This is a genomic window from Aquincola tertiaricarbonis (assembly GCF_023573145.1).
Lineage (GTDB): Bacteria > Pseudomonadota > Gammaproteobacteria > Burkholderiales > Burkholderiaceae_C > Aquincola > Aquincola tertiaricarbonis_B.
Genome location: NZ_CP097635.1, coordinates 2545926 through 2566748 on the forward strand (window position 1 = coordinate 2545926; position 20823 = coordinate 2566748).

17 protein-coding genes are annotated in these 20823 nt (G+C 70.9%); 10 read left to right on the plus strand and 7 right to left on the minus strand.

Going from position 1 to position 20823, the window contains the following annotated elements; translation table 11 throughout:
• Positions 1-3: 3 nt before the first annotated feature.
• From MW290_RS11670 to MW290_RS11685, 4 genes are all read right to left on the minus strand, one after another.
• Entirely contained in the window at positions 4-870 is an 867-nt protein-coding gene (locus MW290_RS11670) for a hypothetical protein (protein ID WP_250194822.1), read from the minus strand.
• Between the two features lie 25 nt (positions 871-895).
• Positions 896-1711, minus strand: a complete 816-nt coding sequence (locus MW290_RS11675) for a hypothetical protein (RefSeq protein WP_250194823.1) — start codon at positions 1709-1711, stop codon at positions 896-898.
• Between the two features lie 51 nt (positions 1712-1762).
• Positions 1763-4525 carry a TonB-dependent receptor gene (locus MW290_RS11680; protein ID WP_250194824.1) on the minus strand — a complete coding sequence of 921 codons (2763 nt, stop codon included), beginning with the start codon at positions 4523-4525 and terminating at the stop codon, positions 1763-1765.
• 167 nt (positions 4526-4692) lie between these two features.
• Positions 4693-5562 (minus strand): IclR family transcriptional regulator, encoded by an 870-nt coding sequence (locus tag MW290_RS11685; RefSeq protein ID WP_250194825.1) that lies wholly within the window; start codon positions 5560-5562, stop codon positions 4693-4695.
• A 186-nt stretch (positions 5563-5748) separates the two neighbouring features.
• Between MW290_RS11685 and MW290_RS11690 the strand changes: the two genes are divergently transcribed.
• The 7 genes from MW290_RS11690 to MW290_RS11720 are packed head-to-tail and all read left to right on the plus strand — an operon-like array spanning position 5749 to position 12533.
• Positions 5749-6852: an ABC transporter ATP-binding protein gene (locus MW290_RS11690; protein ID WP_250194826.1), complete on the plus strand. Its 1104-nt coding sequence runs from the start codon at positions 5749-5751 to the stop codon at positions 6850-6852.
• A gap of 4 nt (positions 6853-6856) precedes the next feature.
• Positions 6857-7723: an ABC transporter permease gene (locus tag MW290_RS11695; RefSeq protein WP_250194827.1), complete on the plus strand. Its 867-nt coding sequence runs from the start codon at positions 6857-6859 to the stop codon at positions 7721-7723.
• 11 nt (positions 7724-7734) lie between these two features.
• On the plus strand, positions 7735-8535 hold the full coding sequence (locus MW290_RS11700; protein WP_250194828.1) for an ABC transporter permease: 801 nt from the start codon (positions 7735-7737) through the stop codon (positions 8533-8535).
• Positions 8532-8831: a (2Fe-2S)-binding protein gene (locus tag MW290_RS11705; protein WP_250194829.1), complete on the plus strand. Its 300-nt coding sequence runs from the start codon at positions 8532-8534 to the stop codon at positions 8829-8831. The genes MW290_RS11700 and MW290_RS11705 overlap by 4 nt, the downstream gene beginning before the upstream one ends.
• On the plus strand, positions 8828-10303 hold the full coding sequence (locus tag MW290_RS11710; RefSeq protein WP_250194830.1) for an FAD/NAD(P)-dependent oxidoreductase: 1476 nt from the start codon (positions 8828-8830) through the stop codon (positions 10301-10303). The genes MW290_RS11705 and MW290_RS11710 overlap by 4 nt, the downstream gene beginning before the upstream one ends.
• Positions 10300-11484, plus strand: a complete 1185-nt coding sequence (locus MW290_RS11715) for an NAD(P)/FAD-dependent oxidoreductase (RefSeq protein WP_250194831.1) — start codon at positions 10300-10302, stop codon at positions 11482-11484. The genes MW290_RS11710 and MW290_RS11715 overlap by 4 nt, the downstream gene beginning before the upstream one ends.
• Positions 11481-12533 (plus strand): ABC transporter substrate-binding protein, encoded by a 1053-nt coding sequence (locus MW290_RS11720; protein ID WP_250194832.1) that lies wholly within the window; start codon positions 11481-11483, stop codon positions 12531-12533. Before MW290_RS11715 ends, MW290_RS11720 begins: the two co-directional genes overlap by 4 nt.
• Here the strand turns inward: MW290_RS11720 and MW290_RS11725 are convergent.
• On the minus strand, positions 12530-13435 hold the full coding sequence (locus MW290_RS11725; RefSeq protein WP_250194833.1) for a LysR family transcriptional regulator: 906 nt from the start codon (positions 13433-13435) through the stop codon (positions 12530-12532). The genes MW290_RS11720 and MW290_RS11725 overlap by 4 nt on opposite strands.
• 101 nt (positions 13436-13536) lie before the next feature.
• On the opposite strand from MW290_RS11725, the gene hglS reads away from it, so the two are divergent.
• The 3 genes from hglS to amaB are packed head-to-tail and all read left to right on the plus strand — an operon-like array spanning position 13537 to position 17704.
• The gene (hglS, locus tag MW290_RS11730; protein ID WP_259373445.1) at positions 13537-14925 is read left to right on the plus strand and encodes a 2-oxoadipate dioxygenase/decarboxylase HglS; all 1389 of its coding nucleotides are present in this window, start codon (positions 13537-13539) and stop codon (positions 14923-14925) included.
• Positions 14922-16199, plus strand: coding sequence for an aminotransferase-like domain-containing protein (locus MW290_RS11735; RefSeq protein WP_250194834.1), 1278 nt, complete (start codon positions 14922-14924; stop codon positions 16197-16199). The genes hglS and MW290_RS11735 overlap by 4 nt, the downstream gene beginning before the upstream one ends.
• Positions 16196-17704 carry an L-piperidine-6-carboxylate dehydrogenase gene (amaB, locus tag MW290_RS11740; RefSeq protein WP_250194835.1) on the plus strand — a complete coding sequence of 503 codons (1509 nt, stop codon included), beginning with the start codon at positions 16196-16198 and terminating at the stop codon, positions 17702-17704. Before MW290_RS11735 ends, amaB begins: the two co-directional genes overlap by 4 nt.
• Here amaB and MW290_RS11745 read toward each other — a convergent pair.
• Positions 17688-18287: a PEP-CTERM sorting domain-containing protein gene (locus tag MW290_RS11745; RefSeq protein ID WP_250194836.1), complete on the minus strand. Its 600-nt coding sequence runs from the start codon at positions 18285-18287 to the stop codon at positions 17688-17690. The genes amaB and MW290_RS11745 overlap by 17 nt on opposite strands.
• Positions 18288-18315: 28 nt before the next feature.
• Positions 18316-20748, minus strand: a complete 2433-nt coding sequence (locus tag MW290_RS11750) for a S8 family serine peptidase (RefSeq protein ID WP_250194837.1) — start codon at positions 20746-20748, stop codon at positions 18316-18318.
• Positions 20749-20823 lie beyond the last annotated feature (75 nt).

Here is a 20823-nt window from a genome sequence, read left to right on the forward strand (position 1 = left end):
CCTTCAGTTGCAGACGTAGGCCGAGGTGAGGATGGCCTGCGGCGCCTGGCCTTCTTCACCGCCTTGCCACAGCCGTGCCTTCAGCGCCTGCGGCGTGGCGTTGTAGCCGCTGGGGCACACCTGCCGCACCACCAGCCAGGGCGACCATTCGCTGTTGTACGAGTACGGGATGGCCACGTCCGGGTCGTTCTTGTTCACATCCACCCGGAAATCGATCCACGCGTTGTTGGTGGTCTTGGCCGCGTACTGGGCCGAGCCCGAAGGCTCGAACAGGCCTTGCAGGGTGCGGCCCACCACTTCCAGGTCCTTGTAGGAGGAGGCGGTCTCCACGTTGGTGCCCGGTGCCGGCTGCGTGGCCGGGAAGGGCGCCGCGGTGGGCAGCGGGTTGGCCGAGCCGCGGTAGTAGGCCACGTCGGCGGCCACCGCCGCGCGGATGGCGCGGAAGATGTCGTTCAGCTCGAAGCTCTGGCCCGAAGGGTTCCAGGCCGCGGTGTTGAGCTGCACCCGCAGACCCAGCGTGTAGCTGTTGGTGGCATTGCAGGTGCTGCCGCTGCCGGCGCACCACACGCGGTCGTGCAGCGTGCCCACGGTCACGCCGTTGATCACGATGGGCGCGGTGCGGCTGGCCTTGAGGATGGTGCCGGCCGGCAGCGCCGAGGCGATGTCGGCGCCGGTGAGGGTGCCCAGCGTGTTGGCGCGGTCCTGGGTCTCGGTGGGCGTGTCGAGGTTGATCTTCGGGTTGATGGAGACCAGCGGCTGCGTGCCGGCGGCCTGCACCGGCACGGTGACGAAGCCGCCGTGCGCGCTCAGGTGCAGCAGGGTGGCGGCCAGCGCGGCGCCGGCCAGCGGGAGCTTGCGGTTCAGGGTCATGGTCGTTCTCCTGGTGGTGGCTGCGTCAGTCGGGCTGGTAGCCGCTCAGGTACAGCTCGGTGAACTGGGAAGAGTCCGGAAAGTCGGAGCTCAGCAGCCGGATGGCGAAGGGCTGGACCGAATAGCCCGCCGGTGCCTTGGTGCGCACCAGCAGCCAGGGCGAATGCGCGCTGCTGGGGCCCTGCGGTTCGGCCGCGTTGGCATCGATGCGGAAGTCCACCCAGCCGTTGTTGCGCAGCGGCCGGCGCGGGCCGGTGTAGTCGATGGGCTCGTTGCCGGCATCGGCCGCGGCATCCACCGCGGCCACGCCGGCGGCCTGTTCGTCAGCGTCATCGTCATCGTCGTCCACCGGCGGCACTTCGTTCAGGCCTTGCAGCGTGCGGCCGGCTTTTTTGAGCGCCTTGAGCGCGCTGCCGGGGTAGTAGGCGATGGCCACCGCCTTGTCCTCGCGCACCTGGCGGAACACGTCGTTGGCGTTGAAGGACAGCCCCGTCAGGTCGTAGGCGTTGGCATTGAGCTGCAGCTGCAGGCCGAAGATGTGGCTGCCGTCGCTGCTGCGCTTCCACACCCGGTCCAGCAGCTGGCCGATGACCACGTCGTTCTTCACCACCGCGCTGCTGCGCGAGGCCACCAGGGTGTAGCCCGCTTCGCCCGGCAGGCTGGCCACGCGGCAGCGTTGCTGCGCGGCCAGGTTGCGCGGGTTGCAGCGGGTCATCACGCGCTCGCCATCGGCGCTCAGCGTGACGAAGCCGGGCGAGGCGGCCCACGGGGTGCCGGCCGTGGCCGCCAGGGCCAGCGCCACGGCCAGCCGTGCCGGCAGCCTGGGTTTGCGAAGGTTCATGCGGGGTACTCCTGGAAGATGGGCGCTGCCGAGGCGCCCGGGGCAGGACCGTCAGCGGTCCGCGGCGGGGGTGCCCAGATCCCAGCTGAAGCCCACGAACACGCCGCGCGGCGCGCCGGGCGCCACGAGCGAGGTGTTCTGCCATTCGCTGGAGTTGTAGTTCCAGCCGCTGGGCCCGTTGCTGCCGTTGGTGCCTGGCGTGAACGGGTTGACGCCCAGCCGCCCGGCGGTGAAGTACTTGCGGTCGAACAGGTTGGTCACCTGCACGAAGGCGGTGAAGCCGCGGCTCACTTCCACGCTGGCGTCGAAGTTGAAGACCGCGTAGCCCGGCACCTTGCCCGCGTTGCGGAAGCTGCGGCCGGTGCGCACCGGCAGCTGGCTGAAGCCGCTGAAGTCGCAGCCGCCGGCCTGGCTGCAGTAGTAGCGGCCGATCTCCTGGTCGGTGCCGGCGCCCTGGTGCAGGTTGTTCTCGTTGCCGCGCATGTAGGCCATCGACCGGGCCACCATGCCCAGGCCCAGCTTCCAGCCCGGCGCCACCCGCCAGCCCACGTGCAGGTTCAGCGCATGGGCCGGGATGCCGGGCATGCGTGCGCCGGGGTCGATGCGGATCATGCGGTAAGTGCCGTAGCCGCGGTTGAGCGAGGCATTGGGCGTGGGCAGCACGTCCTGGCCGATGACCTGCGTATCGCCCACGTAGGCCGAGTTCTGGTTGAAGTCGGCGGTGCTGTTGTGCGGGCTCAGCGTGTAGAAGCGCGACTGGAAGGTGGCGTCGGTGAACGAGTAGTTCACCCGCAGGTCCAGCGGGCCCATGCGGCCGTTGAGGCCCAGCTCCAGGCCCTGGCGGCGCGTCTTGCCGATGGTGTCGAAGTAGCTGCGGCCATCGCCCACGCCGACGAAGTAGATGTCGTTGCGCAGGTCGGTGCGGAACACGCTGACGTTCCAGTCCCAGTCGGTGGTCAGCCGCTGGCGCAGCCCCAGCTCACCCGAGGTGGCGCGGATCTGCGGCAGGTAGGGATCGGCCGACAAGGCGGTGGGCAGGCTGCAGCCGGGGCCGGTGAGGCTGCGCGGCGCGGTGCCCAGGCTGGGCGTGCCGGGCACCCGTTCCACCGGCGTGGGGTCGAAGGCGCAGCCCAGCTCCACCACCGAGGGCGCGCGGGCGCCCCGGCTCAGGTTGCCGAAGAGGTTGAGGTCTTGCACGGGCCGCCAGTTGATGCCCAGCGAGGGATTGAACGAGCGGTAGGTGAAGCTTTCCTGCGTGCGCGTGCGGCGGAACACCTGGCCGTCGGTGTATTCCGGCGCGCGGAACTCGCGCAGCTCGTGCAGCGGCACCTGGCCGGCACTGCTGCGGGTGAGCAGCGTGTTGTCCACCTTGGTGTGGTTGTAGCGCGCGGCGGCGGTGAGCGTGACCTGCGGCACCGGCGTGAAGGTGTCCTGGAAGAACAGGCTGCGGGTGGTGGAGGTGCCGTCGAAGTTGTTGCCCGGCACGTCGAACTCGGCGGCGTAGTAGTCGGGGTCGATCTGGTCGGGCGCCGCAAACACCCGGTGCGCCGCATCGATCAGCCCCAGCCGCTGGAACATGTCGTAGCGGGTGCGGCTGCGGTCCAGCGAGGCGCCCAGCATCATCGCGTTGCGCTCCTCGTTCCAGTTGAACTGCAGCGACAGGCCGTTGCTGCGCTGTTCCAGGTCGGTGCGCGTGAGCAGGCCGATCGGCGTGCCCTCCACCACGCCGGGGCCGGTGAAGCCGCCGCCGCGGGTGGCGCCGTTGCGGGCCACGCCGTCCGGGCTGATGTCGCGGTCGCCGAAATCGTCGAAGCCGGCGTAGATGTCGCCATTGAGCCCGCGCCGGCGGCTGTCGCGGTGGTACGCCATGGCGGTGATGTTGGCGCGCTCGCTGAGGTCGAACTGGCCACCCACCGAGAACTGCAGCACCCGGTTGCGCGCCTCGTCAGGCGAGGTGAAGACCGACTCGGCCCGTTGTCTATACAAGTCGATGGGGATGAGACCATTGCCCACCAGCCGGTTGTCGGCATACAGCACGCTGGCATAGGCCGAGGCGGCTTCGCCGCGCCAGTCGCCACGGCCGAAGAGCTGGTTCACGCGCGAGGGTGAATCGTCGCGCCAGCCGTCTTCCTGGAAGCGGGTGAGCGCGAAGAAGCCGCCCAGCGTGCCGTCGTTGGCGCCGCCCGACAGCTGCAGCTGCCGCCGGCCCCAGGCGCCGGCCGTCAGCTGGCCCTGCAGCCCCGGTGCGCTGAAGCCCGTCTTGCTGCGCACCGAGATGGCGCCGCCCAGCGTGTTGAGGCCGAACAGCGGGTTGGAGCCCGGGAACAGGTCGAAGCGCTCGATCGCGTTGGTGGGGATCAGGTCCCAGTTGACGACGTCGCCGAAGGGCTCGTTGACGCGGATGCCGTCGAAGAACACCGACAGGCCCTGCGGCGTGCCCACCTGCGGGCTGGCGGTGAAGCCGCGATAGTTGACGTCCAGCTGGAAGGGGTTGCCCTGGTAGTCGTTGACGCTGACGCCCTGCAGCTCCTGGTTCATGTAGTCGCCCAGGTTCAGCGCCCGCGAGGCACGGATCTGCTGGCCCGTGGCCGTCTGCACATTGGCCGGTATCTGGTCGCGGGTGACCATCAGCCCCGGCATCGGCCCCACGTCGATGGGACGCCGGCCCGTCACCGTGACGCGCGGCAGCGGCACGCTGGAGGCGGCGGACTCTTGCGGCTGAAGGGGCTGCGGTGGCGCGGTGGCCGCCCCTGATTGCGCCTGCCCGGCCGTGGCCCAGGCCAGGCCGATGCCGACCGCCAATACCTTGCGCATGGCCGGTGCGCCACCTGCCATGCGCTCGCACGTCAACCGGGCCTGATTGCTTGCCAACGGACGCCTCCTGCTGGACGACCGCTGACGGGCCGCCTCTGTGTATGAGGCGCACCTTATGCAGCCCGGGGCCCTGGGCTCTACGGAGAATCTCCCGGCCTGGCCTGGGACTAACCCAGGCCGTCGCCCCGTTCGCCCGGCACGATGCGGGCCGCGCTGGCCGGCAGCTCGCCGGCGGCCAGGCTTTGCGCCGGCCGCCGCAGCGTGGCGTCGAAGGGGTGGATGCGGGGCGTCAGCGCCGCCGCCTCGCGCTTGAGCAGTTCCACCACCGTGGGCAGGCGTTCGGCGTTCAGGCGGTCGCTGAGCGTGCCCACGCTCAAGGCGGCCACCGCACGGCCTTCACGGTCGAGCACCGGAACCGCCACGCCGGCCATGCCTTCCAGCAGGCCGGTGTTGCGGCCGGCATAGCCCTGGGCGCGGGTGCGCTCCACCTCGGTGCGCAGGTACACCTCGTCGTACACGCCGTACTCCCGCACGCGCGAGAGGTTGAAGCGGATCACCTCCTCGCGCTCGGCCTCGGGCAGGAAGGCCAGGATGGCCAGCGCCCCCTGGCCCACGCCCAGCGCGATGCGGCCGCCCACGTCGCCGGTGAAGCTGCGGATGGGGAAGGGCCCTTCGGCGCGGTCCAGGCACACCGCGTCGAAGCCGCTGCGCGCCAGCAGGAAGATGGTGTCGCCCAGGCTGCCGCACAGCCGCAGCAGCGCCGGCCGGCACAGGCTGCGCAGGCCACCGGGGTTGCCGGCCTGCGCAGCCAGCGCGAAGAAGTCGAGGCTGAGCCGGTAGCGCTTGCTGCGCTCGTCCTGTTCCACCACGCCTTCGGCCACCAGCTGTGCCAGCAAGCGGTGCACGGTGGCCTGCGTCAGCCCCACGCTGCGCGCCAGTTTGGTGACGCGTCCGCCTTCGGCCTGCACCTCGGCCAGCGCGCGGATCAGCGCGAATACCCGAGCAACACCACCGGTGGCTGTTGACACGTCCGACATGCTTCCTCCTGGTGGAATCGAGTTCGGCTGCAGTATTTCATAGATTCCGTTGAACGGAATAAATCAAAGAAATCTTCTGATTAGTGGAATACCTGGGGCGGTCTGGCCTGCACGTTGCAATAGATTGCCCATGTGCAGCCCCCGGCCACCGCAGCCTGCGGCGGGGCGGGCTGCCGGAGATGGCTCATGGCATTCCTCACGCTGTCGGACGTCAGCAAGTACTACGGCGCCACCTGCGCCGTGCAGGGCATGAACCTCGCGATCGAGCAGGGCGAGTTCGTGTCGCTGCTGGGCCCTTCGGGCTGCGGCAAGACCACCACGCTGCAGATGGTGGCCGGCTTCGTGCCGGTGAGCAGTGGCCGCATCACGCTGGCCGGCCGCGACATCACGCACGCGGCGGCCAACACCCGCGGGCTGGGCATCGTGTTCCAGAGCTATGCGCTGTTTCCGCACATGACGGTGGAGGCCAACGTCGGCTTCGGCCTCGAGATGCGCAAGCTGCCCGCCGCCGAACGTCAGCGCAAGGTCAAGCAGGCGCTCGAGCTGGTGCACCTGTCGGCCCATGCCACCCGCTACCCGCGGGAGTTGTCGGGCGGCCAGCGCCAGCGCGTGGCGCTGGCGCGGGCGCTGGTCATCGAGCCGCCGGTGCTGCTGCTCGACGAGCCGCTGAGCAACCTCGACGCCCAGCTGCGCGAAGAGATGCAGTACGAGCTGCGCCGCATCCAGCGCACGCTGGGCACCACCACGCTGATGGTCACGCACGACCAGGACGAGGCGCTGTCCATCAGCGACCGCGTGGTGGTGATGCGCGGCGGCTGCACCGAGCAGATCGGCCATCCGCATGCGGTGTATGAACGGCCGCAGTCGCGCTTCATCGCCGGCTTCGTGGGCAAGGCCAATCTGCTGCGTGGCACGGTGCGCACGGCGGCGGCCGGCGCTGCCCGTGTGGCGTTGGACGGACTGGCCTTCGACCTGCAAGTGGGCGCGCTGGAAGGCGTGGCCGCAGGCCAGCCTGTCGCCCTGAGCCTGCGGCCCGAGAAGCTGCAGCTGCTGCCCGCCGGCCAGGGCCGGCTGGCCGGCACCGTGGCCGAGCGTTACTTCCTGGGCAGCCAGTGGTTCTATGCGCTGGCCACGCCGGCCGGCACCTGGATGGCGCTGGCCCCCAACGACGGCCGCGACGCGCTGGCCGAAGGCCAGGCCGTGGGCATCGACTGGCCCGATGGCGCACTGCGCCTGCTGGCCGAAGCGGCGCAACCGGCGCAAGCAGCGCAAGCTGCGGAACAGGCCTGACGCGATGGCGGCTTCTTCCCAACCCTCGCGCAGCCTGCCCTGGCTGCTCAGCGGCCCGGCGCTGCTGCTGTTCACCGTGATGCTGCTGGTGCCGCTGGCCCTCACCGCGGTGCTGTCCTTCAATGCCTACGACGTGGCCACCGGCGTCAAGCCGGGCGAGTTCACGCTGGCGCATTACGCCCAGGTGGCGGGCGACGACTACTACCGCGGCATCTTCTGGCGCACCTTCTGGATCTCGGCCCTGGTGGCGCTGATCTGCGCCGTGGTGGGCACCGCCGAGGCGGTGGTGCTCAGCCGCATGAGCCAGCCCTGGCGCTCCATCCTGCTGCTGGTGGTGCTGGCGCCGCTGCTGGTCAGCGTGGTGGTGCGGGCCTTCGGCTGGAGCATGCTGCTGGGCCCCGAGGGCGTGGTCAACACGGCTTTGCAGGCGCTGGGCATCGGCCGTGTGCGGCTGCTGTACACCGAATGGGCGGTGGTCATCGCGCTGGTGCACGTGATGCTGCCCTTCATGGTCATCCCGGTGTGGACCTCGCTGCAGAAGCTCGATCCGCAGGTGGAAAGCGCCGCGCTGTCGCTGATGGCCTCGCCTTTCACGGTGCTGCGCCGGGTGGTGCTGCCACAGGTGGTGCCGGGCGTGCTGTCGGGCAGCCTCATCGTCTTCGGCCTGTCGGCCAGCAGCTTCGCCATCCCCGGCCTGCTGGGCGGCCGGCGGCTGAAGATGGTGGCCACCATCGTCTACGACGAATACCTGCATGAGCTGAACTGGCCGCTGGGCGCGGCCGTGGCCCTGGTGCTGCTGGTGGCCAACCTGCTGGTGCTGGTGAGCCTGAACCGCATGGTCGAAGGCCGCTACAAGCGGGCCCTGGGATGAGCGCGAACACCATGAACCCTCGTCGCAACGGGCCGCTGGCCCTGGCCTTCAACGCGCTGGTCATCACCTTCATGCTGGCACCGCTGGTGGTGGTGTGCGCGGTGGCTTTCACGCCCGAAAACACGCTGAGCCTGCCCACCACGCGCTGGAGCCTGCGCTGGTTCGAGGCGGTGTTCCACCACCCTGACTTCGTGCAGAGCTTCTGGAACAGCCTGTCGCTGGCGCTGGCCTCGGCCACGCTGGCCACCGTGCTGGCGGTGCCGGCGGGCCTGGCCATCAGCCGCTACAGCTTCGCGGGGCGCGACCTGCTCAACGGCCTCTTCCTGTCGCCGCTGGTGGTGCCGCACCTGGTGCTGGGCGTGGCGCTGCTGCGCCTCTTCGGCCTGGTGGGCGGCGCCGGCAGCTTCGGCTGGCTGGTGCTGGCCCATGCGCTGGTCATCACGCCGTACGTAATGCGGCTGGTGCTGGCCGCGCTGGTGGGCTTCGACCGCAGCGCCGAGCATGCGGCGCTGTCGCTGGGCGCCAGCCATGCCACGGTGTTCCGCCGCATCACGCTGCCGATGATCCTGCCCGGCGTGTCCGGCGGCTGGCTGCTGGCCTTCATCAACAGCTTCGACGAGGTGACGATGAGCATCTTCGTCACCGCGCCCAGCACCGTGACGCTGCCGGTGCGCATGTACATGTACGCCACCGAATCGATCGACCCGCTGATGGCGGCCGTCTCCGCGCTGATGGTGGCGGTCACCGCGGCGGCCATGGTGCTGCTGGACCGGCTGTACGGCCTGGACCGCGTGCTGGTGGGCAAGGCATGAGCATGCCCAATACCTTGCTGCATCGCGTGGGTGAGCGCGAACGCACCGTCATCCAGCTGCGCATCGACGGCCAGCCCGCGCAGGCGCTGCAGGGCGACACCGTGCTCACCGCCGTGCTCACGCAACGCGGCCGGCTGCGCGTGCATGAACGCAGCGGCGCGCCGCATGCCGGTTTCTGCCTGATGGGCGCCTGCCAGGACTGCTGGGTGCAACTGGCCGATGGCCGGCGCCTGCGCGCCTGCGCCACGCCGGTGCAACCCGGCATGGACGTGCGCACCGATGGAGGCTGGCGATGAGCGCGCCGCTGACCGACCCCAAGCTGCCGCCGGTGGTGGTGGGCGCCGGCCCGGCCGGTGTGCGCGCGGTGCAGGCCCTGGTGGCCCATGGCCTGCGGCCGGTGTGGGTGGACGAGGCCCCGCGTGGCGGCGGCCAGATCTACCGCCAGCCGCCGCCCGGCTTCACCCGGCCTGCCAAGGCCTTGTACGGCTTCGAGGCCGGCCGCGCCCAGGCGCTGCATGCCACGCTGGCCGCGCTGCTGCCGCAGGTGGACCACCGGCCCGACACCCTGGTGTGGCATGCGTTGCCGGCAGCGCCCGGCCAGCCGCAGGCCGGCACGCTGAGCCTGCTGCACGGCCCCGCCCAGCAGCAGCACAGCCTGCCCTTCGGCCAGCTGCTGCTGGCCACCGGCGCCACCGATCGGGTGCTGCCCATGCCCGGCTGGACGCTGCCCGGCGTGTTCAGCCTGGGCGGTGCGCAGGTGGCGCTGAAGTCGCAGGCCTGCGCCATCGGCCAGCGAGTGGTGTTCATCGGCACCGGGCCGCTGCTGTACCTGGTGGCCTGGCAGTACATGAAAGCCGGCGTGCAGGTGGCCGCGGTGCTGGACAACGCGCGCCTGGCCGACCAGGTGGCCGCGCTGCCCGACCTGGCGCTGCAGCCCGTGGTGCTGGCCAAGGGTGCTTGGTTCGTGGCCCAGCTGGCCGCCGCCGGCGTGCCGGTGCACCGCGGCGCCCGTGCGCTGCGGCTGCTGCCCGACGAAGCGGGCGAGCGCCTGCAGGCCGTGGTGTGGACCGACGGCGTGCGGGAGCACACCCTGGCCTGCGACGGTGCCGCACTGGGCCACGGCCTGCGCAGCGAAACCCAGCTGGCCGATTTGCTGGGCTGCGCCTTCGAGTGGCAGCCCTTGCACCGCGCCTGGCTGCCGCGCCGCGACGAAGCCGGCCGCGCCAGCGCCCGCGGCGTGTACCTGGCCGGTGACGGCGCCGGCATCCTGGGTGCCGATGCGGCCGAGTGGGCCGGTGAACGGGCCGCGCTGGCCATGCTGGCCGACCGCGGCATCGCGGTGGACGCGGGCCGGGTGCGGTGGCTGCAAGCCCGCCTGGCCCGCAGCACACGCTTTCGCCAGGGGCTGGAGCGCGCCTTCCCGTTGCCGCCCGACTGGGCCGCGCAGGTGCCCGACGAGACCGTCATCTGCCGCTGCGAGCACCTGACCGCCGGCGAGCTGCGCCGCGTGGCGCAGGACACCGGCGCGGCCGAGCTGAGCCGGCTCAAGGCCCTGTCGCGCCTGGGCATGGGCCGCTGCCAGGGCCGCATGTGCGGCGCCGCGGCCGCCGAGCTGCTGGCCCAGGCCACCCACCAGCCGGTGGAGCGGGTGGGGCGGCTACGGGCGCAGGCGCCGGTCAAACCGATTCCCTTGCTGGCCTTGCCGGTGGCAGCGGCCGAGAGCGGCCCGGCCGAAGCCCACACCGCCGCGGCCGGAGGCCAGGCATGAACGCGCCTGCCCTGCAGACCCCCGCGCGGCGGCTGAAGACCGACGTGGCCATCATCGGCGGTGGCATCGTCGGCGCCTCGGCCGCGCTGGCGCTGCGCCAGCTGGGCCACCGGGTGGTGCTGCTGGAACGCGACCTGTGCGGCTCGCGCTCCAGCGGCGTCAACTACGGTGGCGTGCGCCGGCAGGGCCGCTTGCCGGTGCAGCTGCCGCTGGCGCAGCGCGCGCATCCCATCTGGGCCCGGCTGCCCGAACTCATCGGCACCGATGGCGAGTACCGCCGCAGCGGCCATTTCAAGATCGCGCGCAGCGAGTCCGACATGGCGGCGCTGGAGGCTTATGCCGACCTGAGCCGCGACTTCGACCTCGGCCTGCAGCTGCTCAGCGCCGACCAGGTGCGTGCGCAATGCGGTCCCTGGCTGGGCGGCGCGGCGGTGGGGGGCTCCTTGTGCCCGGAAGACGGGCAGGCCAATCCCCGGCTGGTGTCGCCCGCGTTTGCCCGCGCCGCCGCGCGTGCCGGCGCGCAGGTGCTGGAACGCCATGCGGTGCATGAGGTGGTGCACGACGGCGCGCTGTTCCACCTGCGCGCCGGCGATGGCCTGCAGGTGCAGGCGCCCGTGCTGCTGAATTGCGCCGGGGCCTGGGCCGGTGCGCTGGCCGCGCAGTTCGGCGAGCCGGTGCCGCTGGTCAGCAACCACCCGGCCATGGCCGTGACCGAGCCGCTGCCGGCCTTTTTGCCCTGGAGCCTGGGCGTGGAGGGTGGCGGCATCTACTGCCGGCAGGTGCCCAGCGGCCAGCTGGTGCTGGGCGGTGGCCAGGCCGAGCCGGTGAGCGCCGATGCGCTGCACACCCGCGTGGCCGCGCCCACGCTGGGCACGCTGATGCAGCAGGCGATCGACCTGCTGCCCGAGCTGCGCCATGCGCAGCTCATCCGCACCTGGAGCGGCACCGAAGGTAACCTGCCCGACCGCCAGCCGGTGCTGGGCCCCAGCGCCACCACGCCGGGCCTGTTCCATGGCTTCGGCTTCTGCGGTGCGGGCTTCCAGATCGGCCCCGCCGTGGGCGAGGTGCTGGCCGAGCTGGTGCACAGCGGCCGCAGCAGCACACCGATCGAGGCTTTCGCCATCACCCGTTTCCCGTCCCCCGCCGCCGTTCAAACCCCTCTGCCAGGAGCACACCGATGACACCGCGTCCCACCCTGATCGCCATGGCCGCCGCGGCCACCGCCTTGATGGCCGCCGCCGGCCCCGCCGCCGCGCAAAGCAAGACGCTGTACGTGGGCATGAACGGCGGCACGATGGAGAAGGCGTACACCCAGTACGTGTTCCCTGCCTTCGAGAAGCTGCACAACGTGCGCGTGGTGGTGGTGCCCGGCACCAGCAGCGACATCCTGGCCAAGGCGCAGGCCAACAAGGACAAGCCGCAGCTGCACATCATGTTCCTGGACGACGGCATCATGATGCGCGCCATCGGCATGGGCCTGTGCCAGAAGCAGAAGCCCAGCGCTGCGCTGGCCGACCTGTACCCGGCCGCCCGCTTCAAGGACGACATGGCCAGCGGCGTGAGCCTGGGCATGACCGGCCTGGCCTACAACAAGAAGCTGTTCGACGAGAAGAAGTGGGCGCCGCCCACCTCGCGGATGGACCTGGCCGACCCGAAGTTCAAGGGCAAGGTGGTGTTCCAGAGCCTGTCGTCGTCCACCTTCGGGCTGCATGGCTTTCTGATGTTCAACCGCATCCAGGGCGGCAACGACAAGAACGTGGAGCCGGGCTTCAAGGCCTGGGGCAGCACCATCGGCCCCAACGTGCTGGAGTACATCCCCAGCTCGGCCAAGATCAGCGAGATGGTGCAGACCGGCGAGGCCGCCTTGTTCCCGCTCACGCCCACCGGCGTGGCGGCGCTCAAGGCCAAGGGCATTCCGGTGGAGTACGCCCAGCCCAAGGAAGGCTCGGTGGTGCTGGTCACGGCCCAGTGCGTGCTGGCCAACAACTCCGAGCCCGACCTGGCCCAGAAGCTCAGCGAGTTCCTGCTCAGCCCGCAGGCGCAGGCCAACGTGCTGGAGTTCGGCTCGCAGATCCCCACCAACCCCAAGGCGCCGGTGGTGGGCGACGGCATCGCGCAGACCGCCAACATCAACAAGTGGATGAAGAATGCGGTGACGGTGGACTGGGACAGCATCAACGCCAACCGGCCGGCGTGGAATGCGCGGTGGAACAAGACGGTGGAGCGCTAAGCCTCCGCCGCCGCCTGCGCCACCAGCCAGCGCCTGAAGGCCTGCAGCGGCGGGTGGTGTTCGCGGTCGATCGGCCAGGCCAGGTGGTAGGCGTCGGTGCTGGTCAGCGGGTGGTCGGCGGCCAGCACCAGGTCGCCGCGGGCCAGTTCGCTGTCGATGAGAAAGCGCGGCAGCAGCGCCACGCCCAGGCCGGCCACCGCGGCCTGGGCGGCCAGCGCGAACTGGTCCACCAGCATGCCGGGCAGCGGGCCGAAGGGCACCTGCGCGTCCTGCAGCCAGCGCTCCCAGGCATCGGGCCGGCTGGCCAGGTGCACCAGCGGCGCGCGCAGCAGGTCGGCGGGGCGCTTGAGCCGGTGCTGCCGGCGCAGTGCCGGGCTGCAGGCGGCCACCACGGTTTCGTGCATCAGCAGGTCGAGCCGCGCGCCAGGCCAGTCGGGCGGGCCGAAGTGGATGGCCGCGTCCAGCGGGTCGTTGCGGAAATCGAAAGGCGCCAGCCGCGTGTGCAGGTTGATGGTGATGCCCGGGTGCTCGGCCAGGAAGCCCGGCAGCCGCGGCGCCAGCCAGCGTGTGCCGAAGGTGGGCAGGATGGCCAGGTTCAGCGTGCCGCCCTGCGGGTTGGCGCGCACCGCCAGCGTGGCGGTGGCGATCTGCTGCAGCGCGCGCCGCACTTCCTGCGCATACAGCTCGCCCACCGGGCTCAGCCGCACGGTCTGCCGTTCACGCACGAAGAGCTCGGCGCCCAGCTGCTCTTCCAGCGCGCGGATCTGGCGGCTGACGGCGCTTTGCGTCAGGTGCAACTCGGCCGCCGCGGCGGTGAAGCTCTGCAGCCGGGCGGCGGCCTCCAGGGCGGCCAGGGCCGACATCGGTGGCAGGAAACGGCGGGGTGGGGCGGGTAGGGTCATGCTTGGGAGGAATGATATGGGTCCGGAAAGTCGTTTGTCAGCTGCTGGACCATCCCTTCAGAATCGACCAGGCTCGAACTCCTGCTTGATGCAGCCACCGCATGAACCCCGCCGCCACCCCCTTGCCCACTGACCACGCCCCGCGCGGCCGCCACCTGCCCGCCGAGGCCATCCGCAGCCGCTTCTCGCAGGCCATGTCGCAGCTGTATCGGGCCGAGGTGCCGCAGTACGGCACGCTGCTGTCGCTGGTGGCCGCGGTCAATGCGCAGGTGCTGCGCGAGCAGCCCGATGTGCTGGCCGGCCCGGCCGAGGCCGCGCGGCTGGAGGTGGAGCGCCACGGCGCCATTCGCCTGGGCACCGCCGAAGAGCTGCACACGATGCGCCGCGTGTTCGCGGTGATGGGCATGCAGCCGGTGGGCTACTACGACCTGTCGGTGGCGGGCGTGCCGGTGCATTCCACTGCCTTCCGCCCGGTGGACCCGGCGGCGCTGGCGGCCAACCCGTTCCGGGTGTTCACCTCGCTGCTTCGGCTGGACCTGATCGAGGACCCCGCGCTGCGCCAGCTGGCGCGCGACACGCTGGCCCGCCGCAGGATCTTCACGCCGCAGGCGCTGGCGCTGACCACACGCTGGGAGACCGCGGGCGGCCTGGACGAAGCCGAGGCCGAGGCCTTCGTGCAAGAGGTGCTGAACACCTTCCGCTGGCACCGCAGCGCCACCGTCACGCAGCCCGAGTACCAGCGCCTGAGCGCCGCCCACCGCCTGCTGGCCGACGTGGTGTGCTTCCCCGGCCCGCACATCAACCACCTGACGCCGCGCACGCTGGACATCGACGCCGCGCAGGCCGAGATGCAGCGCCGCGGCCTGCCGGCCAAGGAGGTGATCGAAGGCCCGCCGCGGCGCCAGGTGCCCATCCTGCTGCGGCAGACCAGCTTCAAGGCGCTGAACGAGCCGGTGCGCTTTGCTGGCGACAGCGGCGACGGCGCACACACCGCGCGCTTCGGCGAGATCGAGCAACGCGGCCTGGCGCTCACCCGCGCCGGCCGCGCGTTGTACGACACGCTGCTGCAGCGCGCCCGCCAAGCGGGGCCGGGGGCGCTGGCCCAGGTGTTCACCGAATTCCCCGACGACCTGGATGCACTGCGCCGCGCCGGCCTGGGCTTCTTCCAGTACCGGTTGAAGCCGGGGCTGCCGTCCACGGCCTGGGCCGGCGTCAACCCGGACGCCGAGGTGCACACCCTGGTGGACCAGGGCCTGGTGCAGGCGCTGCCCATCACCTACGAAGACTTCCTGCCGGTCAGTGCCGCGGGCATCTTCCAGTCCAACCTGGCCGGCGACGCCGCGGTGCGCTACGACGCGCAGGCCGCGCAGGCCGAGTTCGAGCAGGCGCTGGGCTGCCCGGTGCACGACGAGTTTGCGCTGTACGAAGCCGAGCAGGCCGCCTCCATCGCCACGCTGCGCGAGCAGCTGCGCCGCGGGGCGGCGGCATGACGGCGAGCAGGCCGGTGGGTTTGGAGGCGCTCTTCACGCCCGCCTTCGCGCAGCCGGCGGGCTCGCCGATCCGCGAGCTGTTTCCGTACCTCGGCCGGCCGGGGATGATCTCGTTCGCGGGCGGTTATCCCTCGCCCTCGCTGTTCGATGTGGCGGGCCTGCAGCAGGCGGCCGCGCAGGCGCTGGGCGATGCCGCCGCGGCGCTGCAATACGGCCCCACCGAAGGTCAGCCGCTGCTGCGCGAAGCCTTGCTGGAGCTGTGCACGCAGCGCGGCCTGGCCGCCCGGCCGGCCGAATTGCTGGTGACCACCGGCTCGCAACAGGCCTTCGACCTGCTGGTGCGGGTGCTGGTGCAGCCCGGCGATACGGTGCTGGTGGAAGCACCGGCCTACCCGGCGGCGCTGCAGGCATTGAGGCTGGCGGGCGCGCGCATCGCCGAGCTGCCGATGGACGGCGACGGCCTGCGCACCGACACGCTGGCCGAGCGGCTGGCGCAATGGGCCACCGAGGGCCGGCGGCCCAAGCTGCTGTACACCGTGCCCAGCTTCTCCAACCCGCGCGGCAGCCTGCTGCCGCTGGAGCGCCGGCGCCAACTGGTGGCGCTGGCACAGGCGTATGGCTTTCTCGTCATCGAGGACGACCCCTACGGCGAGCTGCGCTTTTCCGACGAGGTGTTGCCCACGCTGCACCGCCTGGGCCACGACGCCTTCGGCGCTGACCACCCGGTGGTGTACCTGTCCAGCCTGTCCAAGACCGTCGCGCCCGCGCTGCGCGTGGGCTGGATGCTGGCGCCCGAGGCGCTGGTGCGCCGCTGCGCCATCGCCAAGCAGACGGTGGACCTGTGCACCTCGCCGCTGGCGCAGCTGGTGGCGGCGCACTACCTGCGTTCGGGCCGCTACCCGGCCACCGTGGCCGCCGCCCGCACCGAGTACCGCGCCCGCGCGCTGGCCATGGCCGATGCGCTGTCGGCCCGGCTGGGCGACCGGCTGCAGTGGCAGCGGCCTGCCGGCGGCATGTTCCTGTGGCTGCAGGCCACGGCGGCGGTGGATGCGCAGCGCCTCTTTGCCGCCGCGGTGGCGCAGGGCGTGCTGTTCGTGCCCGGCGCCGCCTTCTTCCAGTCGCCGCCGGCGGACCTGGCCTTGCGCCTGTCCTTCGCGGCGCCCGACCTCGCGCAGATCCAGGAAGGCGTGGCGCGGCTCGCGCGCGCCTTCGAGCTGGCTGCTTCCGCTGAACCCCTTCCTGGCCCCACGGCCGTCACGGCCCCCGCAGCATGACCACCACTTCCATCGCCACCCGACTGCTCGACCACTTCGGCCTGGGCGCCGCCGCACAGACCGGCGACTGGCCGGTGCGCTCCCCCATCGACGGCGCCACGCTGGCGCAGGTGCGCACCCACGGCCTGGCCGATGCCGATGCCGCCATCACCCGCGCGCAGCAGGCCTTCGAGGCCTGGCGCAGCGTGCCCGCACCGCGGCGCGGCGAGCTGATCCGCCTGCTGGGCGAGGCGCTTCGCCAGGACAAGCAGGCGCTGGGCGAGCTGGTGTCGCTGGAGACCGGCAAGATCCTGTCCGAAGGCCTGGGCGAAGTGCAGGAGATGATCGACATCTGCGACTTCGCGGTGGGCCTGTCGCGCCAGCTGCACGGCCTGACGATCGCCAGCGAGCGGCCCGGCCACCGCATGATGGAAACCTGGCATCCGCTGGGCGTGGTGGGCGTGATCAGCGCCTTCAACTTCCCGGCCGCGGTGTGGTCGTGGAACTTCGCGCTGGCCATCGTCTGCGGCAACCCGGTGGTGTGGAAGCCCAGCGAGAAGACGCCGCTGACCGCGTTGGCCTGCCAGGCCTTGTTCGAACGTGCGGCGCAGCGCTTCGGGGATGCGCCCCAAGACCTGTCGCAGCTGCTGGTGGGTGCGCGCGAGCTGGGTGAACGCCTGGTGGACGACCACCGCGTGGCGCTGGTCTCGGCCACCGGCAGCACGCGCATGGGCCGCGAGGTGGCGCCGCGGGTGGCGCAGCGCTTCGGCCGCAGCCTGCTGGAGCTGGGCGGCAACAACGCGGTCATCGTCACGCCCAGCGCCGACCTCGACCTGGCGGTGCGCGGCATCGCCTTCGCGGCGGTGGGCACCTGCGGCCAACGCTGCACCACCACGCGCCGGTTGATCGTGCACGAAGGCGTGCGCGAGGCGCTGGTCGCCCGGCTGAAGAAGGCCTATGCCGGCCTGCCGGTGGGTCATCCGCTGGAGGCGGGCACGCTGGTGGGCCCGTTGATCGACGGCGCCTCGTTCGAGGCGATGCAGGCGGCGCTGCGCTTGGCCGCGGCCGAAGGCGGCCGCGTGACCGGTGGCGAGCGGCTGCTGCAGGCCGAACATCCGCAGGCCTACTACGTGCGCCCCGCCATCGTGGAAATGCCGGCGCAGACCGACACCGTGCGGCGCGAGACCTTCGCGCCCATCCTCTACGTGCTGGGCTACACCGACTTTGATGAAGCGCTGCGCCTGCAGAACGACGTGCCGCAGGGCCTGTCGTCGGCCGTGTTCACCAACGACCTGCGCGAGGCCGAGACCTTCCTGTCGGCCAGCGGCTCGGACTGCGGCATCGCCAACGTCAACATCGGCACCTCGGGCGCCGAGATCGGCGGCGCCTTCGGTGGCGAGAAGGAAACCGGCGGCGGGCGCGAGAGCGGCAGCGACGCCTGGCGCAACTACATGCGCCGGGCGACCAACACCGTCAACTACTCACGCGCGCTGCCGCTGGCCCAGGGCGTCAGGTTCGACGTGTAGCCGCCTCGCGCCGCCGCGACACCGCCACCAGGCCCACCAGGCCGGCGGCCATCAGGCCCAGCGTGGTGGGCTCGGGCACGGCGGTGACCGAGACGGCATCCAGCCACATGCTGCTGGTCGGATCGTTGAAGCTGAAGGACAGCGTCATCGTGTTGCCGGTGGTCAGGCCGCTGTACTGGTACAGCTGGTAGCCGCCGGCAGCCGGCGGGCTTTGCGACAGCAGCGTCTGCCCGCCGAACATCACGGTGAAGCTGCTGTCCGGGATGCCGTCGGCACGGAAGGCGAACGACAGGTTGTAGGTGAGGCCCGCGCCGCCCACGGCGATGGTTTGCGCAATGCTGCTGACCGGCGATGAGCCGAAGAATGCGCTGCAGCTGCCGGCGAAGATCTCGCCGCTGCCGGGTGCGCACAGCACCTCGTCGAACACCGGCTCACCGGTCGGCATCCAGCCATCGAAACTGCCCCGCTCGAAGCCGCCATTGACCACCAGCTCGGTGGCGGCCAGCGCCGGTGCCGAGGTCAGCGCCACCAGGCCGGCCGCAGCCGCCCCCATGATCCAGGAACCGCGAATTGCCACGATCATTTCTCCCTTGGTTGTGTGTTAGGTTGGATCAGGACGCCGTCAGCGTCACCTTGCCGCCCAGGTACGAGATGCGGTAGCTGCGACCGCCCGCCGCCACCACAGCGCCTTCGGGCATGCCGGCGAAGCTGCCCTGGATGCTGGTGGCCTGGATCAGCGTGTAGACGGTGCCCGCATTGGCGGCCGCCGCCACGTCCAGCACCAGGTTGCCGCCCAGCGCCACCGGGCCGGTGGCCACCAGGCGCGAGGACTGGCCCGCCGCCTTGAGCGTGGCCTTGAAGCCGGCGCCCAGGCCCACCTTCACCGCGCTGGCGCGCAGCACGTCGCCGGTGGCGATGGTGACGTTGGGCACCACGCTGCTCACGCCCGCCGATTCGGCGGCGGTGACGCCCGGCGACAGCGTGCCGCCCTTGAGCACGTTGATGGTGCCGGCCACCGTGCCGGTGCCGCCCAGCGTGCCGCCGTTGGCCACCGTCACGCCCGAGCTGTTGCTGCCCACGATGGACAGCTTGCCGCCCGTCACCGTCGACACGCCGGCATAGGTGTTGGTGCCGGCCAGGATCAGCGTGCCGCTGCCGGCCTTGGTCAGCGAGGCGGTGTACTGGCCGCGGTCGATCTTGTCCTGGATGACGGCCGCGCGGGCGTCCATCCATTCCTTGCGCCACTTCACCGCGTCCGCGTAGGCGATCTTGTCGTAGGTCTCGGGGCGGCCGTTGGTGATGGCCTGCACCGCCGGGTCGTTCAGCAGCCCTTGCAGCACGAAGGCCTGCGGGCTCAGCGTGCCGTTGGGGTTGAGCACGTTGGGGCTGAACTCACCGGCCAGCGCGATGCCCTGCTGCCGGTAGCTGGCCAGCCATTGCAGGTCTTCGCGTTCGCGCTGCTTGATGGCCACCTGGCCGATGTTGTTGGTCCACACGTCCAGCGGCGCCTTGGACATGTTGTAGACCATCGGGCTCAGAAACTGGCCGGGGCCGTACATGCCCTTGGCCAGGTCGGGAATGCCCCAGCCCCAGCGCTCGTCGGGCAGGCCGTCCGGCGCCGTCCAGGCGATGGACACGCCCGAAGGCGACACCTGCCCGGTGCCCAGGAAGCGCACCCCGTCGGTCATCTTGTTGTTGGCGGTGGTGAACATCACCTCACGCACCTGCTTGGCGTCCATGTTCGGGTAGCGCGACAGCAGCACGCCCATGGCCGCCGTGGCCACCGGCGTGGCCGGCGAAGTGCCGTTGGAATTGGAGTACACCGCGTCGCCCCCGCTGCTGGTGGTGCGCACCAGGTTCGACGGGGTGGATACCGTCCACCATTTGGCCAGCCCGGCTTCGTTGTAGCCGAATTGCTTGGTGTATTCCGGATTGGCGTCGGTGGGCGGCTGCACGCCGCCGACGGCGACGAACTGGCTTTCCGCGGCCGGGTTGAACAGCGGATAGGCCGGGCGGAAATACGGATTGCTCCAGTCGTTGTTGCCGGCCGAGCGCACATTCACCGTGCCGGTCACCTTGATGGCGTCCCAGATCGCTTCCATGAATGAGCGGCCGGGGAATTGCGGGTTGTATTGGATGCCGGCCGGGGAATAGCTCTTCTTGGTGAAGAAGTACTGGTATTCCAGATCCTTGAAGGTTTCGTTGGGAATGGTGCTGGCCATGCCCACGGGATTGGTGCTGTCCTTGCCCTGCAATTGATAGCCATTGGCCAGATTGCCATTGGTGCCCAGGTCGTTGCCCGAGCCATCGAATTGCGTGCGATTCAGCGTCTGGACGAACGATCCCCAGCTGCTGTTGATCACCTGGGCGCCGGCATCCACCAGCGCCTTGTTGGCGGTGTACCAGTACACGTAGTCGTGGAAGGGGCCGTGCGATTGCGTGTCCGAGCCGCCGGTCTTGGCCACCACCATCTTCGAGCCGAAGGCGATGCCGTGCTGGACCTTGCCGTCGCGGATGCCCGAGGTGACGCCCAGCATGCCGGTGCCGTGCGACCAGTCGCTGGTGCGCGCCTGGTCGCCGTCCACCACGAAGGCCTCGCCCTTGGTGAACGGGTTGCCCGGCGTCGGGGTGTTGCGGTAGCCGAAGCCCGAGCTGCCGTACACGCCCGAGGCGCGCACCGGCGCGATCAGCGAGGTGACGAAGCCTTCGTGGGTGGTGCGGTAGCCCGAATCCATCATGCCCAGGGTGACGCCCTGGCCGTAGTAGCCGAGCGCGTAGGCGGTGGAGGCATTGACCGCGACCAGCTGCCAGGGCGCGGTCACCGCGGTGTTGCCCGCCAGGATGCCGGTGAAGTTGCCGTACTCCGGCGTTTCCCAGCTGGCCTTGGCCGCCGGCAACTCCTGCGCGTTGCGGGCGACAAAGCCCGGGTCACCCGGGTAGGACCAGGCGTTGGCATGGGCCGGCACGCCCATGGCCAGCAGCGACAGCGCCGCCAGCGGGGCCAGCAGAAAAGGCGCTGCCCGGCCCTGATGCCGCTTCGTCACCCTGCCGTCCGCGCGAATTGCTTGATTCATCCTGACCTCCAGTTGATTTTCTGAAACTGCCCGCCGCCAAATTCA

Coding starts and splice junctions, on each gene's coding strand:
- MW290_RS11670 (WP_250194822.1), bottom strand. CDS start 870: ATGACCCTGAACCGCAAGCTCCCGCTGGCCGGCGCCGCGCTGGCCGCC.
- MW290_RS11675 (WP_250194823.1), bottom strand. CDS start 1,711: ATGAACCTTCGCAAACCCAGGCTGCCGGCACGGCTGGCCGTGGCGCTG.
- MW290_RS11680 (WP_250194824.1), bottom strand. CDS start 4,525: ATGCGCAAGGTATTGGCGGTCGGCATCGGCCTGGCCTGGGCCACGGCC.
- MW290_RS11685 (WP_250194825.1), bottom strand. CDS start 5,562: ATGTCGGACGTGTCAACAGCCACCGGTGGTGTTGCTCGGGTATTCGCG.
- MW290_RS11690 (WP_250194826.1), top strand. CDS start 5,749: ATGGCATTCCTCACGCTGTCGGACGTCAGCAAGTACTACGGCGCCACC.
- MW290_RS11695 (WP_250194827.1), top strand. CDS start 6,857: ATGGCGGCTTCTTCCCAACCCTCGCGCAGCCTGCCCTGGCTGCTCAGC.
- MW290_RS11700 (WP_250194828.1), top strand. CDS start 7,735: ATGAACCCTCGTCGCAACGGGCCGCTGGCCCTGGCCTTCAACGCGCTG.
- MW290_RS11705 (WP_250194829.1), top strand. CDS start 8,532: ATGAGCATGCCCAATACCTTGCTGCATCGCGTGGGTGAGCGCGAACGC.
- MW290_RS11710 (WP_250194830.1), top strand. CDS start 8,828: ATGAGCGCGCCGCTGACCGACCCCAAGCTGCCGCCGGTGGTGGTGGGC.
- MW290_RS11715 (WP_250194831.1), top strand. CDS start 10,300: ATGAACGCGCCTGCCCTGCAGACCCCCGCGCGGCGGCTGAAGACCGAC.
- MW290_RS11720 (WP_250194832.1), top strand. CDS start 11,481: ATGACACCGCGTCCCACCCTGATCGCCATGGCCGCCGCGGCCACCGCC.
- MW290_RS11725 (WP_250194833.1), bottom strand. CDS start 13,435: ATGACCCTACCCGCCCCACCCCGCCGTTTCCTGCCACCGATGTCGGCC.
- hglS (WP_259373445.1), top strand. CDS start 13,537: ATGAACCCCGCCGCCACCCCCTTGCCCACTGACCACGCCCCGCGCGGC.
- MW290_RS11735 (WP_250194834.1), top strand. CDS start 14,922: ATGACGGCGAGCAGGCCGGTGGGTTTGGAGGCGCTCTTCACGCCCGCC.
- amaB (WP_250194835.1), top strand. CDS start 16,196: ATGACCACCACTTCCATCGCCACCCGACTGCTCGACCACTTCGGCCTG.
- MW290_RS11745 (WP_250194836.1), bottom strand. CDS start 18,287: ATGATCGTGGCAATTCGCGGTTCCTGGATCATGGGGGCGGCTGCGGCC.